This is a genomic window from Pseudomonas sp. FW305-70, assembly GCF_058783925.1.
The window spans coordinates 1-16,237 of sequence record NZ_JBYSYZ010000059.1 but is presented as its reverse complement, the minus strand read 5'-3'; the positions used below and the strand labels follow the sequence as shown (position 1 = coordinate 16,237).

The window sequence follows — 16,237 nt, the reverse complement described above, 5'->3', positions numbered from 1 at the left end:
TATCGCGAACCCGCTCGCACAAGGACCCGGTACGGAACCGAACGCGCGGTGCCCGGATCACATCAGTATCGACCGCTGTCACGCCAGGGATGCACGGATGAACGACTCACCAGCACTGCGCAGTTTTATCCCGCCCTACATTCTCAACCGCATCATCGCCCACGGCTCAGAACCGCAGCGCACGGCGGCGATGATCACCCTGCATCATGTGCAAAACCTGCTGCCCAATCCCGGGCCACCTTCGCGGCCGCCGGAGCGGGCGATTCTGCCGTCGCCCGGAAAGCCGGGAGTGGTCCAGCGCAGCCTGCACGACGCCCAGAACAAAATGCTGTTGCCGGGTATGCCGGTGCGAATGGAAGGCCAGCCGGCCACAGGCGATGCGGCCGTCGATGAAGCTTACGATGCACTGGGAGCCAGCTATGATTTCTTCTGGAAGGTGCTGCGTCGCGACTCGATCGATAACAAGGGATTTGCCTTGGTCGGCAGCGTGCATTATGGCCTGGGATACGAAAACGCCTTCTGGAATGGTGCGCAAATGGTCTTCGGCGATGGTGACGGGGAAATTTTCCAGCGCTTCACCCGCTCGCTGGATGTGGTCGCCCATGAACTGGCCCATGGCGTGACCGAAAGCACGGCCGGGCTGATCTACGCCAACCAGTCCGGGGCCTTGAACGAGTCGCTGTCGGATGTGTTCGGCATCCTCACCAAGCAGTTCGTCCTTGGCCACACCGTCGAGCAGGCGGACTGGCTGATCGGGGCTGACTTGCTGACGCCAAAGATCAATGGCAGAGGCCTGCGCTCGATGTCCCACCCGGGCACGGCCTACGACGATCCGCTGTTGGGCAAGGATCCGCAACCGGATCACATGCGTGAATTCGTCATCACCCAGGAGGACAATGGTGGTGTGCACATTAATTCCGGCATCCCCAATCGCGCGTTTTATCTGGCAGCCAGAGCGCTTGGCGGGTTCGCCTGGAAGAAAGCCGGGGTGATCTGGTACGACGCCCTGTGCGACAAACGCCTGAATCCGGACGCCGATTTCGATGCCTTCGCCCGGCTGACCGTCGACCATGCCGCCCAACGCTTCGGTGCGCGAGAAGTCGAGGCCGTGCGCCAGGGCTGGGCTCAAACGGGCATCGAAATCACGGAGACCCTATGAAAACCCTGCCTGCATTGGGCGACGACGCCCGGGTTCGCCTCTCCCGCCAGGGTGGTTTCGCAGCGATCCACGCCTTGAGCCGCCCTCGGGAGATTGAGTTTGCGCAATGCGACATCAGCCAGCGCACCCGCATCTGTTCGGTACTGGAGGGTTGCCTGACCCTGGACAGCACGGTATCCGGGCGTGGCGACCAGCGCTTTTACCAGATAGAGGTGAACTATCGGTCAGGCGGGCAGGAAGACCGGATGGTGCTTAAAGTGCCGGAGGACCAGGCACCGGGAGAGCTGGTCCATCTTTGGGACACGGGGCAGTTGCTGTAGATCTCCCCGCCCCCACCGGTCAATCATCCCGCGTCAGCACTTCCAGCAATTCAATTTCGAAGATCAGGTTCGAATTCGGCGTGATCTTGCCCATGGTGCGTTCGCCATAGGCCAGGTGCGCCGGCACCAGCAACTTGCGCTTGCCACCGACCTGCATGCCCATGATGCCCTGGTCCCAGCCCTTGATAACCCGCCCGGTGCCGATCACGCACTGGAAGGGTTTGCCCCGGCTGTAGGACGAATCGAATTCGGTTCCGTCCTCCAGCCAGCCACGGTACTGGGTGGTGATCAACGCGCCTTTTACCGCGGCTTTTCCGTCACCCAACTGCAGATCGATTATCTGAAGCTCGTCATTCATTGAATTCACTCGTATGCTCACTCGCCCTCAAGGGCCCGATGGGCGCCGTTTTCCCAGATTTGCCCGCGATTGGCAACCCTTGCCGTCTCCGCGCGCTGCGTTTAAAGCGGTTTGCTGAATTAAAATAATCAACGATTACCCCTACGGTTCAACGCCCTGATGGCCATGCCCGAATGATCCTGCTCTGGACCAGCGTCATCCTTGGTTCAATGACGCTCACCCTGATCGTCGCGCTGGTCTGGCGCGAACGCTCGCGGCACAAGCAACTGGCGCAGTACCGCGCGATCATCAACAGCCTGTCCGAAGGCCGGAACATCCATCAGGCTGGCGACGCCGAGCGCTTCAAGCGCAGCCAGTATTTCGCTCGCATCGGCACCTGGGATTGGGATGTCGACACCGACCACCTGTACTGGTCCGACGCGATTTTCGGCATGTTCGGGTTCAAGATCGGCGAAGTGACGCCCTCCTACGCCCTGTTCTGCTCCTGCGTGCATCCTGACGACCGGCTGAGGGTCCGGGCCGGCGAACTGCGTTGCCTGGAAACCGGCGAAAACCATGATGAGGAATACCGCGTGGTCTGGCCCGACGGCACGATCCGCTGGCTGCGGGAAACCGGCAACGTGGTCAAGAATGACCACGACGAAACGATCAAGATGATGGGCGTGGTACGCGACATCACCGAAGAAAAGGCCTCGGCCAACTACCTCAAGCACCTGGCCCATTACGACCCGCTGACCGGTCTGCCCAATCGCCTGGTGCTCGAAGAGCGCCTGTGCGAAGCGCTGGAGCAGGCGCGCGTCAGCGCCACGCGGGTGGCGCTGGTGTTTGTCGATCTCAATGGTTTCAAGGCCATCAATGACCGCTATGGCCATGCGGCCGGCGACCGCGTGCTGGTCACCACCGCCACCCGGCTCAAGCGCATTCTGCGCGGCACCGACACCGTCGCGCGGATCGGTGGCGACGAATTCGTGGTCATCCTCCAGGACTTGCCCCCAAGGCGAAAATCTGCAGGACGAAGTGCGCACCCTCTGCCAGAAAATCCTCGTCGAACTCTCCCCGCCCGTCACCATCGGCAACGACCAGCGCCACATCGGCACCAGCCTGGGCGTCGCCGTGTTCCCCGATCATGCGTCAAGCATCGACCGCTTGCTGCACATTGCCGACCTGGCGATGTATGAAGCCAAGCGCAGCGGGAACAATCAGTATCGGTTGGGCACCGAGAGCATTGTGCGGGCGCACAGCGAGTAGCGTTTGCTCCTGGCATGCATTGATCCGCTTTGCACATCAATGCATGCCAACAATGCAATTAACATATCGATGTCCCTGCTCCACTATCCGCCCCAATAACAACCGTGCGCCGCGTCCAGCCGGCGCACGTCATAAAAGCGGTGGAGTACAGGTCAATGACAGCATCAATCCAACAGCCCGCGACTGCCGGTCGCTCCCGGGCCAGCGCGATTTTCCGGGTCACCTCGGGCAACTTCCTCGAACAGTTCGACTTCTTTCTTTTTGGTTTCTATGCCACGCAGATCGCTGCCGTGTTCTTTCCGGCCAGCAGCGAATTCGCCTCGCTGATGATGACCTTCGCCGTGTTCGGTGCAGGCTTCCTGATGCGTCCATTGGGCGCCGTGGTGCTGGGTGCCTATATCGATGACGTGGGTCGACGCAAAGGCTTGATCGTGACCCTGTCGATCATGGCCAGCGGCACCATCCTGATTGTGCTGGTGCCCGGTTACGAGACCATCGGTTTGTTCGCCCCGGTCCTGGTGCTGATCGGGCGGCTGCTGCAGGGCTTTTCCGCCGGTGCGGAACTGGGTGGCGTGTCGGTGTATCTCGCCGAAATCGCCACACCCGGCCACAAGGGCTTTTTCACCAGTTGGCAGTCGGGCAGCCAGCAAGTGGCGATCATCGTCGCCGCCGCACTGGGTTATGCCTTGAACCAGTGGATGGCGCCGAGTGTGATTGCCGATTGGGGCTGGCGGATTCCGTTCTTCGTCGGCTGCATGATCGTGCCCTTCATCTTCCTGCTGCGGCGCAACCTGGAAGAAACCGAAGAGTTCGCCACCCGTAAACACCGCCCGAGCATGAGAGAGGTGTTCCGCACCCTGGGGCAAAACTGGCTGATCGTGTTCGCCGGCATGATGATGGTCGCCCTGACCACCACCGCCTTCTACCTGATCACGGTATACGCACCGACCTTCGGTAAAACCGTCCTGCACCTGAGCACGTCCGATGCGCTGCTGGTGACATTGCTGGTGGGTGTTTCGAATTTCATCTGGCTGCCGATTGGCGGCACACTCTCGGACCGTATCGGTCGACGCCCGGTGTTGATCGCCATGGCCTTGCTGGCCATCGCCACCACTTACCCGGTGCTGACCTACCTGGTGAACGCGCCCAGCTTCATCCACATGCTGCTGGTGCTGTTGTGGCTGTCGTTTATCTACGGCCTGTACAACGGCGCGATGATCCCGGCGCTGACAGAGATCATGCCCGTGGAAGTCCGGGTGGCCGGTTTCTCCCTCGCCTATAGCCTGGCCACGGCCGTGTTCGGCGGGTTCACCCCGGCGATGTCGACCTTGCTGATCCAGTACACCGGCGATAAGGCGGCGCCAGGCTACTGGATGAGCTTTGCAGCACTGTGCGCGCTGTGCGCGACGCTCATGCTCTATCGCCGCGCATCGAATCATCTGCAACCGGTGGCGTCGTGAACCTGCCCTTGATCGAGAACACAATCATGAAAAAACAGTTCGGTTTTGCCGCCTTCGCGTTGGTGGCCAGCCTTGGATTGAGCGGCTTTGCCCAGGCCGAAGAGATCCGTGTGATGACCTCCGGCGGCTTCACGGCGGCCTACAAGATCCTCGGCCCGAAGTTCGCCGCCGCCACCGGCAATACCCTCGACACCGCACTCGGTCCTTCCATGGGCAAGGCCCCGGAGGCGATTCCCAATCGCCTGGCCCGGGGTGAGCAAGCAGACGTAGTGATCATGGTCGGCTACGCACTGGACGACCTGATCAAACAAGGCAAGGTCGACCCTGCCTCACGGGTCGAACTGGCGGATTCGCGCATTGGCCTGGTGGTGCGCGAAGGTGCACCGAAGCCGGACATCAGCAATGTCGAGGGCCTGAAAAAGACATTGCTCGAGGCGAAATCGGTGGCCTACTCCGACAGTGCCAGCGGCGTGTACATCGAGCAGCAGCTGTTCAAGCGCCTGGGGATCGAAGACCAGCTCAAGCGCAAATCGACCATGGTGCCGAAAATCCCCGTGGGCTCCGTGGTTGCCACCGGCGACTATCAACTGGGCTTTCAGCAGGTCAGCGAATTGTTGCCGGTGCCGGGGGTCAGTTTCGTGGCGAAGATTCCGGAGTCCGTGCAATCGGTGACCCGGTTTGCCGCCGGCATCCCGGTAGGGGCACAGCACCCGGCCGAAGCCAAAGCCTTGCTGGAATACCTGGCCTCGACCCAGGCTCAACCGGATGTGAAGGCGACCGGACTGGACTCGGTCAGTCGCTGACCGACGGCTGCAGAACTTTCATCTCCACCACCAGCCGTTCCAGCTCCAATGCCGCCGGGGTCAGGGTTCGACCCCGGCGCTTGATCAGACCGACGCTGCGCATCACCTGTGGATCGGTCAGCGGCACCCGCGTCAGGATCGGATGATCCGCCGCCGGCATCGCCATCAACGGCACGGCTGCCACGCCCAACCCGGCCTCCACCAGACCAATCATGGTGGTCACATGACGGGTTTCACAAATACTCGACCGCTGCGGCTCCACGCCAGTCAGTGCCTGATCCAGCAGAAAGCGGTTGCCCGAGGTTTTATCCAGCGAGATGTAATCCTGCCGATAGAACTCGTCCCAGGTGACACTGCTTCGCCCCGCCAGCGGATGATCGCGCCGGCACGCCACGACATACCCTTCCTGCACCAGGGGCTCGAAATCCACTTCGGCCTCCAGCGTGCCCATGAAGCTCAGGCCGAAATCCGCTTCGCCATTGACCACCGCGCTCAAGACGTCGTGGGCGCTGGAGTCCAGCACCTTGACCTTGATCCGCGGAAACTGCCGGTGATAGTGCGCGATCACCCGCGGCATGAAGTAGTAAGCCGCCGAGGGTACACAGGCGACCGTGACATGGCCGAGCCGGGTCGAAGCGACTTCGCTGATGCCCAGCAATGCCACGTCCAGATCGTCCAGCAGGCGCTCGACGCTGGGCATGAAACCCCGTCCGGCCTGGGTCAGGCTGACCTTGCGCGTGGTGCGCTCGAACAGGCGCACGCCAAGGGCATCTTCGAGTTTTTCGATCCGCCGGCTCAAGGCGGGCTGGGAAATGCGCACTGCATCGGCGGCCTTGCGAAAGCTGCCCTGCTCGACCACGGCACGGAAGGCTTGCAGGTCATTGAGGTCGAAGTTGATCGCCATGGCGTTACCCGGAAACGAGGCAGATTGATCAGCTTATTCTATGAATGTAACCAATTGATGCAAAGCTTTATGGGCTGAGCCGGTCATTTTCACCAGGATTTGAATTTTTTCCAGGTCAGTTGAAACGGCCGATTCAGGCTGCATAGCCACTGTATCAATCGGCGCTCTTCCTGCTGCTGGCGGAAAGAGCCTCTTTGGGGCTGGCACCTATACGGATTTTTTCCAAACATTGTGGCGATAAATTCGGTTCAGGGCAGCAGCACCAGTGGGCTGGCAAAAATTGGCAGGCTAACCGACGACAAAGCATCTGCTTCATTCGATTTTGACCGGTAGAAGTCGACCCTTAGCGGATATCTCCTCAACGACCACTGGTTTGGATGAGCCAGGCTATTAAAGCCGCGAAAGGAGCGAATAGTACCAAGCAGCCGACGGCGACTGCCCAGCCCCAGGCAAAACCGCTTTCTCCCTTGAAACGGCCGCCACTAAGTAAGCCCAGCACATAAACGCCAATGCGATGAGCCAACAGGTTGATTACGATGTCGAAGATGCCCCCCATTTTTGACCCTCGTATTTCCTTGCCGTTTTTTCTACGCACATTCGAATGACTATTCTGGCCGTTTTCGGCCTGTCACCAAGGGCTGTATCCGATTCTCTATAGTCGATCAGTCTTCGATCGCACTGTAATCCCCTCGGGACAGGCAGGCGGCGTCGCCAACGTTAACCTTTCGATACTCCCACTGAGACTCGCTTTGCAGCTCCAGGACTTGCCGATGGAAGTGCTCCAGAGAGGCATTGTGACCGACGCTGATCAGGATCGACTCCGGTAGTGTCTGTTTAAGCAACTGATAACAGCGCGCCTCGTTCACTGAATCGAGCGCCGAACTGCTCTCGTCGAGGAACAGCAGCGCGGGGCGGGTCATCAACGCCCGTACAAAGGCACAACGCTGCAATTCGCCAATGCTCAGGGTCTGAGCCCAGTCAAGTTCCTGGTCCAGGTGTTCGCTCAGGTGTTGCAGGCCGATTTGCTGCATGGCCGAGCGCAGAGCAGTGTCTTTTTCGTGATGGGGCGGATGGGGATACCAGAGAGCCTCTCGAAGGCTGCCCAGCGGCAGATAGGGTTTTTGCGAGAGTGTGAGGGTCCGCTCTCGGTCGTAAGCGGCTGAACCGCTCGCGTGGGGCCAAAGCCCTGTGATCGCACGAATCAGCGTCGACTTGCCGTAGCCGGACGGGGCATTGATCAACAGGCTGTCGCCGGGTTGGAGTGAAAGATCAAAGCCTGTGAGCAAGCGCCGGCCATTCGGCAACCAGATGTCCAGGTCCTTGATATGGAAGCCTTGGGACTGTTGACCAAGGATGACCTTCGACTCGACCTCGACGCTATCCAGTCGCTCCTGGAAACCGACCAGCCGGTCGATCACCGATTTCCACTCGGACAGTTCCGGGAACACTTCAACCAGATAAGCGATGGCCGCATGTACTTCGCCGAAGGCGGCGCTTATCTGGGTCAGACGGCCGAGTGAGAATGCGCCGGCAAAAAACTGTGGCGCCATGATGAACATCGGTATGACGGTGGCGCTGCGCAAGTAGAACGTCGAATAGCCCATGACCAGTTTCTGTTTTTTCACCAGCGCCCAGAAGTTTTCCAGGGCCGCCTCCAGCCGTTGATTGAAACGGAGGTTTTCCACGGTTTCGCCTCGGTATTGAGCGACTGAATCGGCATTTTCTCTCAGACGCATCAGCGAAAACCGGAAATCCGCTTCGCGCCGCTGTTGCATGAAATTGAGTCGTGGCAATGCGCGTCCCAGCCAGAACGCGAAGCCAGTGCCCAATAGCGCGTAAACCAGGGCGATCCATACCAGCAACCCCGGAATGACCACGGATTGGCCGGCGAACGGAATACTGACCAGGCCGGAAGCCTGCCAGAGGATATGCAGGAAGGAAAACAGCGAGACCACGGAGGTCAACAGTCCCAAACTCAATTTGAGCGATTTGATAATGAATAGATCGATGTCCTCGGCGATCCGCTGATCGGGGTTGTCGACGTCGGCCCCGGTCAGCTTCATTTTCTGGTAACGCTGGCTATCCAGCCATTGATCGAGCATGTTCCGTGTGGCCCAGCGGCGCCAGCGCAATGTCAGCTTCTGCTGGAAGTGAAACGCAGCCACGGTGAAGGTGGCGGTACCGATTTGCAGCAGGATGAACTGGAGGCCGCCGAGGATAAAACCTTGGTAGTCCTTGTCCTGCAAGGCATTGTAAAAGTGCAGGTTCCAGAAGTTGGTGAGGATATTGATCCCCACCAGGCACAGTGTCATCAGCACCGTAGCGACAAGCAGCAGCACGGCCGGATACTTTTGTTCGGATAACCAGAAAGGTCGAGCGAGACGCCAGAAATTGCGGAGTGTGTGCATGGGGTCCTGGGGAGCCAGGTCGCTGGCGACGTTGAGTTTGAAAGGGAGGGAAGGTAGGATTCGCCAATGCTAATCGTTTGCAATAATTAGGGAAAGTCGCGGGAGAGCCGTTATCAAATTCCCAGAGTGGCTTAACCAGACCTGGCCGCCGATACAGCGGGTAATCCGTAGTGATCCTGGTGACCCGCCTTTCATACGCTTGAGCCGAATGGCCGACCCCGTCGTGCTGCAACCACTGCTGACCCGATTCGCCCTGCTTTATCCAGGAGTGAACCGCGCAGCCGTAGTTTCACAGTGGTCGATGAACTATATGAGCATCGTCCTGCCCGCCGCTCTGGCCTGTGTTCTCACGCGTGCTCACGCGATCGATTTCTGGGGCGAGGAGACCGTGCTGTTTCACGATGACGGTCAACCACAGGCACTGGGGCTGGCCGCCCATTTACCGACCCTGCCCCCCGAAGACCGGGCAGCCTACTGGTCGCGGTTGATCCACGAACATCTGGCACCGGTTTTCACCACCCTGGCTGCCGCCGGTGGCCTGGCCCCAAAAGTATTGTGGGGCAATATGGTCGCCATCTGGGACGGTGCCTTTGCGAGAATGGATGCCAATTTGTCCAGGGATGGATTCGCCGAGGCGCATCAGTGGCTGGAGTCGGCCACGGTGAATGACGGGCGCCTGAAGTTACGGAGCCTGCAGCGCATGGTCGAGTCACCTGCGCCGGACATTTGTGCCCAACTTCCATTGCGCCGACATTGCTGCCTGCACTACCAGTTGCACGAGCCCATTGAAGGTGAGCCACCCGTGCTATGCGAGTCGTGCCCCAAGCTGCATCGATTGCCGGTGGCAGAACAGGTGAGTTACCTGCACTGCATCTATGCGGACGATTGAACGACTCACCGTGTGATCCTTTCTTTATGGACAGACCTTGGCCAATGCCGGTGCGTCTGCATCGTTGCCCGGTGTGATGTCACTGAGCATCCCGTTTTCGATGCGGATCAACCGGTCTGCCAGGCCAAAGTACGTATCGTCATGGGAGATAACGATCACCAGTTTTTGACGCTCTCGCAGGTCCGACAGGATCCTGTTGTAGAAGAAGTGCTTGAACACCGGGTCTTGGTCGGCCGCCCACTCATCGAACAGGTAGCAAGGACGGTCCTCCAACCAGGCGCTGAGCAAGGCCAGGCGTTTGCGTTGTCCGGTGGACAGCGCCAAGGTCGTCAACTGTCCATTCTCGATACGCACTTTATGCTCCAGTTGCAGGTGAATCAGGTATTCCCGAGCCTGCTGCACCCGCTGTGGGTCATCGCCGTTCAACAGATCTTCGAACAGGCAAAAGTCGGTAAAAATCGCCGAGAAGTGCTGCCGGTAATGATGATTGCTGCTGGCTGAAGACACTTGTTCGTCGAGCTCGATGTCACCGCTTTCCGGCCGGTAAAGGCCGGTCAGCAACAAGGCCAGGGTGGTTTTTCCGCTGCCATTGCCACCGGTGATGAACACTACTTCGCCGGCATTGAGGGTGAGGTCTATGGGGCCAAGGGTGAAATGACCGTCCTCGCGTTCGCGATAATAGGTATGGGTGACTTGCCGGCAGACCAGGCGGCGAACCTGGGGCTGGGAGGGCCTCTGCGCGGTATCGCTGACGGTTTGCAGTTCGCCTTCCAGGGCGCGGATCTTGTTCAGAGCGATGCTGGCACGGCCCAGAATGGGCAAGGCATGCATCAGCTCAGATAGCGGAGTAATCATGTAGAGGATGGTCAGGATATAGCCGGTGGCCAGGCTGGCGTTCATGTCGATGAAGCGCGGCGCAGCGAACAGCACCACGCCGATCAGCATGTAGAACACCGCATTTCCCCAATTGAGCACGACAGCGTAGATGCTCATGCCGCGCACGAAATCCCGACGGTATTGCTGGCTTACAGGTAGCAGCAGGCGAGTGAAGAAGTGTTGTCGACGCGGATGGTTGAGCTGCAATTCCTTGCTGCCGTCGGTCAGCAGGCGGTATTGATCGAACAACTGATCCTTGAGCTCACGAGCGCGCGCGATCGACGTCAGTGCCTGACGCTGCGGCCAATTGAAACTGAGGCTGCCCAGGACGATCAGCAATAGCGTCAAACCGAGTAGCGGCAAACTGAGCCAACCCAGATAGGCCAGGCAAGCGGTGATGATCCCGGTGTTGACCAGCAAGACTGGAACCAGCTCAACCGCTTGGCTGATGGTCTGTGTATCGTCGGTCAGCATGGTCAGAAGACGGTGTTTGCCCAGGCGTTGCAACTGCGCGTAAGGCGTATCGATCAGCTTGGCACTCAGGTGCAGACGCATATCGTGGACGGCACCCTGTCCCAGTCGCAGCAGGCTTACGTCTGATGCCACCCGTGACACGACTGCCAACCCCACCAGTGCGACAAAATACAGACCATCCGCGGGACGCAACTGATCAAACACTTCCAGGCTGTGGTTGATCAAGGCAATCAGGCCCGCTGCCGCCAGCCCACACATCAGGCCCGTCAGGCTCGCGATCAAAAGCGCGAGCCATGAGCGTTTGGCCATGAGTATCAGCAAATCCATTTCAAGCCGCTCCGCAAGTGATGATGGCCGCAAGGCGCGCAACCCGTTGCCGCTGCAACGCTACCGATCAGCTTGACCACTGCGAGTGGAAAGCAATCAGCGCTGAGAGTACGGCAGAAAACGCCTCAAAATACTGACACGGATTGTATTCGGTCTGATACATGTCGGCATGACAAATACAAATGAGATGAGTTATCAAAAGCGTTTAAATAAGCATTTCTTTAGATTAGACTCCCGCCAGCCGTAGGAAAGTGGCGTTATCGACGTAAGAAAAATCACAAAACATCTGTCGCAGGGGAGCGGGGCGTGAACTTCAAAAAGAAGACAATTGCGTGGGCTGTGGGGTCGGCGGTCTGCCTGGCTAACAGCGCATGGGCAGCTGAACAGTCGAACACGATGGAGATCGCTCCGATCACGGTGACCGGTGAAAAAATCAACCGCACCCTGGAGCAGACCCAGTCCAGTGTCGTCGTGGTGACTGACAAGCAATTGCGCGAGAAGGAAGACCATGACCTGGTCGATGTATTCGCCCGTACGCCGGGTGTCTACAACCAGTCCGGTAACGAGAACTGGGGCATCCGTGGCGTCCCGGTGTCCGGTTTCGAAGACCAGGGCCCGGCCACGCTCAATGGTGCGGTTTCGGTGTTCGTCGACGGCGCCGTGCAACCCAACCGCGCCCTGACCCTCAGCCCGATGCCGCTGTGGGACGTCGAGCAGGTCGAAGTGTTCCTCGGTCCGCAGTCCACCACCCAGGGCCGTAACTCCCTGGCCGGTGCAGTGGTCATCCAGACCAGGAACCCGACTTTCGAACCGAGCCTTTCGGCACAGACCAACGTGGGTAACTACGGTGAAAGCGGCGGAGCGATTGCCGGTGGCGGCTCGATCGTCGATGACAAGATTGCCGGCCGCATCGCCGTGGATTACCAGGAAGGTGACGGTTACATCGACAACGTCGCGCTAGATGACGACGCCAACCCGACCCGCACCGCCAATGCCCGCGGCAAATTGCTGATCCTGCCCAACGACGATCTCGATGTGCTGCTGACTTACGCCCATGGTGAAAGCCGCAAGGGCGACAACTCGGTCATGCGTCAGAACGGCAAGGTCCGTTACTACGACGTGTCGTCCGACACCAAGGCCTACGACAAACTCGAGCAAGACACCGTCAGCGCCAAGGTGGATTACCGCCTGGACGACAACTGGTCCATAACCAGCCTCACCGCCAACACCCGCTCGGACTATGACGCCCGCCTGGACTTCGACCAGACCGCCGATGCCAATGAAGTCGTTCTGCGCAAGCAGGATGGCGACCTGTTCAGTCAGGAACTGCGCCTGAACTACAGCGGTGACACGGTGAAGAGCTTCGCGGGTGTCTACTACGGCCACAACACCAACAACTTCCACGACCAATTGTTGTTCGACAACGAACTGGTCGGCACCGTCAAAGGCGATACGACGATAGAAAACAAGGCGGTGTTCGGTGAAATCAACTGGACGTTCGCCCCGCGCTGGACACTGATCACCGGGCTGCGCTACGACCACGAGAAGAACGACACCGACATCGAGCAGGACGACTTCTCCACCTCGGGCAAAACCAGCAAGTCGTTCGATGCCGTGCTGCCGAAGTTGGGTATCGACTATGAACTGGCTGCGAATCAGTACGTCGGCTTCATGGTGCAGAAAGGCTATCGCGGCGGTGGCGTCAACGTTCGTTCCGGCTCCGGTCACGAAGCTTACGATCCGGAATACACCACCAACTACGAACTGTCCTACCGTGGCTCGTTCTTCGACCAGACCCTGCGTACCCGCGCCAACCTGTACTACACCGACTGGAAAGACCAACAGGTCAGTGTGCTGGATCCGAACACCGAGTTCCTTCACGTGTTCAACGCCGGTCGCAGTGACATCAAGGGCCTGGAAGTCTCCGTCGAGAAGGACTTCACCCAACAGCTGACCCTGACGGCCGGTGCCTCCGTTACCGATGGCAAGTACAAGGATTTCGTCGCGAGCGATGGCCGGGACATGAGCGGCGAGGACTTCCTCTATTCGCCCAAGTACAAGATGGCGCTGGGCGGTACCTATCGCTGGAATGACCGTCTGACCCTGAACACCGACGTCATTTACCAGAGCACCTCACCGTCGGAGTATGAATTCGATGAAGCGGGCCAGGTCATCGATGAGCGCAAGTCCGACGCCTACTGGCTGACCAACTTCAACGCCGAGTACAAGATCACCAAGAACGTCGCCGTATCCGGTTACGTGAAAAACGCCTTTGACAAGGAATACATCACCAACAACCGCAGCGGCGACATCATTGATGTTGGCGCCCCGCGCACGCTGGGCCTGATCCTGCGCTACGACATGTAAACCCATGGAAGCGGGGAAGGAATCCCCGCTTCCGGTTTCAAGGCGGTCGTCATCCTCATAAGAGAAAGATGGGTCCCGTGACGCGAACAATCGATGAGTGGACAAGCATTCTCTTTTCGGCAGCAAAAGCATCATACCGCCAGGATAAAGTCCGCCTGATCGATACCTGCACTGCTGACCCCGACAAGGCGAATAGAGTCCACGCCGATCCCGATCACCGTGTCCGCCCCGTCAGCCGCAATGCTCACGTTGGCAGCGAACGTCTCGCTGTTGATCCCCGTCCCCGCAATATTGAGCAAGTCCTGCCCTCCGCTCGGATTGAGGTCGAAGTCCTGGATCGAGTCGTTGCCGAAGCCTGCCGCAGCAAACATGAAGGTATCGTTGCCGAGGCCGCCGTAGAGCGTGTCGTTGCCCTGCCCGCCAAGGAACAGATCGTCACCCGCACCGCCGACCAGTGTGTCGTTGGCCAGACCGCCCAGCATCCTGTGGTTTGCCGCCGCGGCATCGTAGGCCAGCTCACTGCCGCTGCCCTCGGCGTTCGCCTGCAAACCGGCCGCCGCGTATTGGCCATTCAGCGCGATCTGCGCCGCATGTGCGCCGTCGCTCACCATCAGCAGGCCGCCGGTGCCTGTGTCATTCGCTGCATAAGTGATCTGCGTATCGGCGCCGAACGCAATATCGCCAAAGTCCAGCTTGTCACCTGCGGCAAAACCGCTGACGCTGCCACTGAACGCCGTCGACACATCAAGCTTGAGCGTGCCTGCCGCGCCGCTGTCAAACGTCACATGCTGATCGGAGGCCGCACCGAATTCCAGCATCGCCGAACCGCTGATAGTCGCGCTTCCCGCGCCTTGGGCATCTCCGTGGATGGTGATATTGCCATCGTTCGCCCACAGGCTACCGCTGTTGACCAGCGCACTTTCAATCACCAATCCACCGCTGCCACTGGCTTGCAGCACTCCCGTGTTGGTGACAGCGCTGCTACCGGTATCGATCACCAGCGCATTGACGCCGCCGGCAAGGATCAGGCCCGAGTTGACCAGCATCATCTGCCCCGCGCCCAACTGGCCGGCACCCGAGATGGTGTTGTCGGCATTGGTGAGTACCGTGTCGGCGCTGCCGCCGAAAATCACGTTTTGCGCGTTGTCGGATAGCAGCACCTGGCCGCCACCGGTCAAGGTCGCGCCACGGAACAGAATCTCAAGGCTGGTCTCGTTGCCGCTGGAGCCGAGCTCGATGGTGCCGCTGTTATGGATGCTGCCACCGAACGGCATGATCGCGCCGTCGGCAATGGTGAGGGTGCCGGCGTTGTTGGTGAGCGGATCGACATCGAACTGGAAGTTCGCTTCGCTCAAGTTCGCGGCATCGACACCTTTCAGGGTGACCGTCTGACCCGAGCTTATGCTGACCAATGCATTGCCATTGGCGTCGTTAGTGATACTCAAGTCAGCAAAGCCGGTGACGCCCGTGAAGCCGATCATGTCGATCTTGTCTGCCGTGGCATCGAAACTGTAGATCTGATTGTTGCCGATCGGCTGGGCGAAGACGAAGGTGTCGGTACCGGACGAACCGGTCAGGTTGTCGTCAGCGGACAGGGCGAAGATCGGCGTGTCGGGGGCAAAGGCCTCGACGTTATTGAATACATAGGAACTGCCCACACTGCCGTCGGCGTTAGTCCAGGTCATGTTGATGTGGAGTACCGCAGCGCCCGCGAAGCCTTCTGGTGTTGTAACGGTCAATGCTCCGGGATCGCTGGTCTGCACGGTCCAGGTGCCGTCGCCGTTGTTGATTCCGGCGTTTAGAGTCCAATTTGACGGAACGTCGGCAATTGTGACAACAAAGCTATCGCTCAGGCCTGCCGATGGATCAGCAATCGCAAGGTTAATTGCTTCTCCGGACACTCCCGCAGGGTAAGTCAGGCTAATGCTTGTTGCAGCACTAACGTTGCCTGCCGCGTCCATAGCCGTGACAAATAGCGTCTTGGTACCCGTAAACTTGCCAGCCAAATCAATATTGGCGAATTGACCGCCGGTATTGGTCGTTCCGGTCCCAATTTCTGTGTCGCCGGCGCCAAACACGCCATTGCCATTGTCCAGGTAAACCTTAATGAATGAATTAGCTTCGGCGCTCCCTGAAAGCTTATGGTTTGTACCGGAGTTGTTGTAAGTCAGCCCAGTCGGTGAAGCTGGCGGTGTTGTATCAATCGGAGTTTCAACGACGTTCTGCACGTTTACCGTAATCGTCTGCGTATCGATTCCGCCACTGGCGTCGGCCACCTGAACATCCACAACGTAGGCGTTGTCGCCATCGGTACCACCGACATCCTGGGGACTCTCGTAATCGGGCGCCGAATTGAACGTCAGCACCCCACTCGAACTGATCGAGAACTTGCTGAAGTCCGTCCCGGCCGTATTCAGGATCGAGTAGCTCAGCGTCTGCGCTGGTAGATCAGCATCGGTCGCCGCCACTGTCGAGACCGCCGTGGTGTTCTCCGCCACATTGATCGAAGCCGTCGCACCGCCACCGTTGGACGTGATAGTCGGTGAGTCGTTGCTGCCGGCGATATGCACGGTGACCGAAGTGAGGGTGCCGTCGGCACTGCTCACCGCGAAGGTGTCGGTGTAGGTGGTGCCGGCGGCGAACT

11 protein-coding genes and 1 pseudogene are annotated in these 16,237 nt (G+C 59.1%); 7 read left to right on the top strand and 5 right to left on the bottom strand.

Annotated features, from left to right (window positions below; all coding sequences use genetic code 11):
• Positions 1-97: 97 nt before the first annotated feature.
• Both AC3WN7_RS26925 and AC3WN7_RS26920 read left to right on the top strand, forming a co-directional pair.
• Entirely contained in the window at positions 98-1,159 is a 1,062-nt protein-coding gene (locus AC3WN7_RS26925; protein ID WP_102675625.1) for a M4 family metallopeptidase, read from the top strand.
• Positions 1,156-1,479 carry a protealysin inhibitor emfourin gene (locus tag AC3WN7_RS26920; RefSeq protein ID WP_102675626.1) on the top strand — a complete coding sequence of 108 codons (324 nt, stop codon included), beginning with the start codon at positions 1,156-1,158 and terminating at the stop codon, positions 1,477-1,479. Before AC3WN7_RS26925 ends, AC3WN7_RS26920 begins: the two co-directional genes overlap by 4 nt.
• A 19-nt stretch (positions 1,480-1,498) precedes the next feature.
• On the opposite strand, the gene AC3WN7_RS26915 is transcribed toward AC3WN7_RS26920, so the two are convergent.
• On the bottom strand, positions 1,499-1,837 hold the full coding sequence (locus AC3WN7_RS26915; protein ID WP_102675627.1) for an FKBP-type peptidyl-prolyl cis-trans isomerase: 339 nt from the start codon (positions 1,835-1,837) through the stop codon (positions 1,499-1,501).
• Positions 1,838-2,010: 173 nt separating this feature from the next.
• On the opposite strand from AC3WN7_RS26915, the pseudogene AC3WN7_RS26910 reads away from it, so the two are divergent.
• The 3 genes and pseudogenes from AC3WN7_RS26910 to AC3WN7_RS26900 all read left to right on the top strand — a co-directional run bounded on the left by AC3WN7_RS26910 (position 2,011) and on the right by AC3WN7_RS26900 (position 5,348).
• Positions 2,011-3,085 (top strand): annotated as a pseudogene (locus AC3WN7_RS26910) (diguanylate cyclase domain-containing protein).
• 155 nt (positions 3,086-3,240) lie between these two features.
• On the top strand, positions 3,241-4,545 hold the full coding sequence (locus AC3WN7_RS26905) for an MFS transporter (RefSeq protein ID WP_102675628.1): 1,305 nt from the start codon (positions 3,241-3,243) through the stop codon (positions 4,543-4,545).
• Between the two features lie 26 nt (positions 4,546-4,571).
• Positions 4,572-5,348: a substrate-binding domain-containing protein gene (locus AC3WN7_RS26900; protein WP_102675636.1), complete on the top strand. Its 777-nt coding sequence runs from the start codon at positions 4,572-4,574 to the stop codon at positions 5,346-5,348.
• On the opposite strand, the gene AC3WN7_RS26895 is transcribed toward AC3WN7_RS26900, so the two are convergent.
• Positions 5,338-6,252 (bottom strand): LysR family transcriptional regulator, encoded by a 915-nt coding sequence (locus AC3WN7_RS26895; protein WP_102675629.1) that lies wholly within the window; start codon positions 6,250-6,252, stop codon positions 5,338-5,340. The genes AC3WN7_RS26900 and AC3WN7_RS26895 overlap by 11 nt on opposite strands.
• Before the next feature lie 662 nt (positions 6,253-6,914).
• Positions 6,915-8,660 carry an ABC transporter ATP-binding protein/permease gene (locus tag AC3WN7_RS26890; protein WP_102675631.1) on the bottom strand — a complete coding sequence of 582 codons (1,746 nt, stop codon included), beginning with the start codon at positions 8,658-8,660 and terminating at the stop codon, positions 6,915-6,917.
• A gap of 208 nt (positions 8,661-8,868) precedes the next feature.
• Between AC3WN7_RS26890 and fhuF the strand changes: the two genes are divergently transcribed.
• Positions 8,869-9,549: a siderophore-iron reductase FhuF gene (gene fhuF, locus AC3WN7_RS26885; RefSeq protein ID WP_102675632.1), complete on the top strand. Its 681-nt coding sequence runs from the start codon at positions 8,869-8,871 to the stop codon at positions 9,547-9,549.
• A 24-nt stretch (positions 9,550-9,573) separates the two neighbouring features.
• On the opposite strand, the gene AC3WN7_RS26880 is transcribed toward fhuF, so the two are convergent.
• Positions 9,574-11,226, bottom strand: a complete 1,653-nt coding sequence (locus AC3WN7_RS26880) for a cyclic peptide export ABC transporter (protein ID WP_102675633.1) — start codon at positions 11,224-11,226, stop codon at positions 9,574-9,576.
• 306 nt (positions 11,227-11,532) lie between these two features.
• Between AC3WN7_RS26880 and AC3WN7_RS26875 the strand changes: the two genes are divergently transcribed.
• Positions 11,533-13,593, top strand: coding sequence for a TonB-dependent receptor (locus AC3WN7_RS26875; protein ID WP_102675634.1), 2,061 nt, complete (start codon positions 11,533-11,535; stop codon positions 13,591-13,593).
• 131 nt (positions 13,594-13,724) lie between these two features.
• Here the strand turns inward: AC3WN7_RS26875 and AC3WN7_RS26870 are convergent.
• A partial coding sequence (locus tag AC3WN7_RS26870) for a beta strand repeat-containing protein (RefSeq protein WP_492575415.1) occupies positions 13,725-16,237 on the bottom strand: 2,513 nt, incomplete at its 5' end.

What these genes read in the sequence shown, in the direction of transcription:
- fhuF (WP_102675632.1), top strand. Translation starts at nt 8,869, where the DNA reads ATGGCCGACCCCGTCGTGCTGCAACCACTGCTGACCCGATTCGCCCTG.
- AC3WN7_RS26890 (WP_102675631.1), bottom strand. Translation starts at nt 8,660, where the DNA reads ATGCACACACTCCGCAATTTCTGGCGTCTCGCTCGACCTTTCTGGTTA.
- AC3WN7_RS26915 (WP_102675627.1), bottom strand. Translation starts at nt 1,837, where the DNA reads ATGAATGACGAGCTTCAGATAATCGATCTGCAGTTGGGTGACGGAAAA.
- AC3WN7_RS26905 (WP_102675628.1), top strand. Translation starts at nt 3,241, where the DNA reads ATGACAGCATCAATCCAACAGCCCGCGACTGCCGGTCGCTCCCGGGCC.
- AC3WN7_RS26880 (WP_102675633.1), bottom strand. Translation starts at nt 11,226, where the DNA reads ATGGATTTGCTGATACTCATGGCCAAACGCTCATGGCTCGCGCTTTTG.
- AC3WN7_RS26900 (WP_102675636.1), top strand. Translation starts at nt 4,572, where the DNA reads ATGAAAAAACAGTTCGGTTTTGCCGCCTTCGCGTTGGTGGCCAGCCTT.
- AC3WN7_RS26895 (WP_102675629.1), bottom strand. Translation starts at nt 6,252, where the DNA reads ATGGCGATCAACTTCGACCTCAATGACCTGCAAGCCTTCCGTGCCGTG.
- AC3WN7_RS26925 (WP_102675625.1), top strand. Translation starts at nt 98, where the DNA reads ATGAACGACTCACCAGCACTGCGCAGTTTTATCCCGCCCTACATTCTC.
- AC3WN7_RS26920 (WP_102675626.1), top strand. Translation starts at nt 1,156, where the DNA reads ATGAAAACCCTGCCTGCATTGGGCGACGACGCCCGGGTTCGCCTCTCC.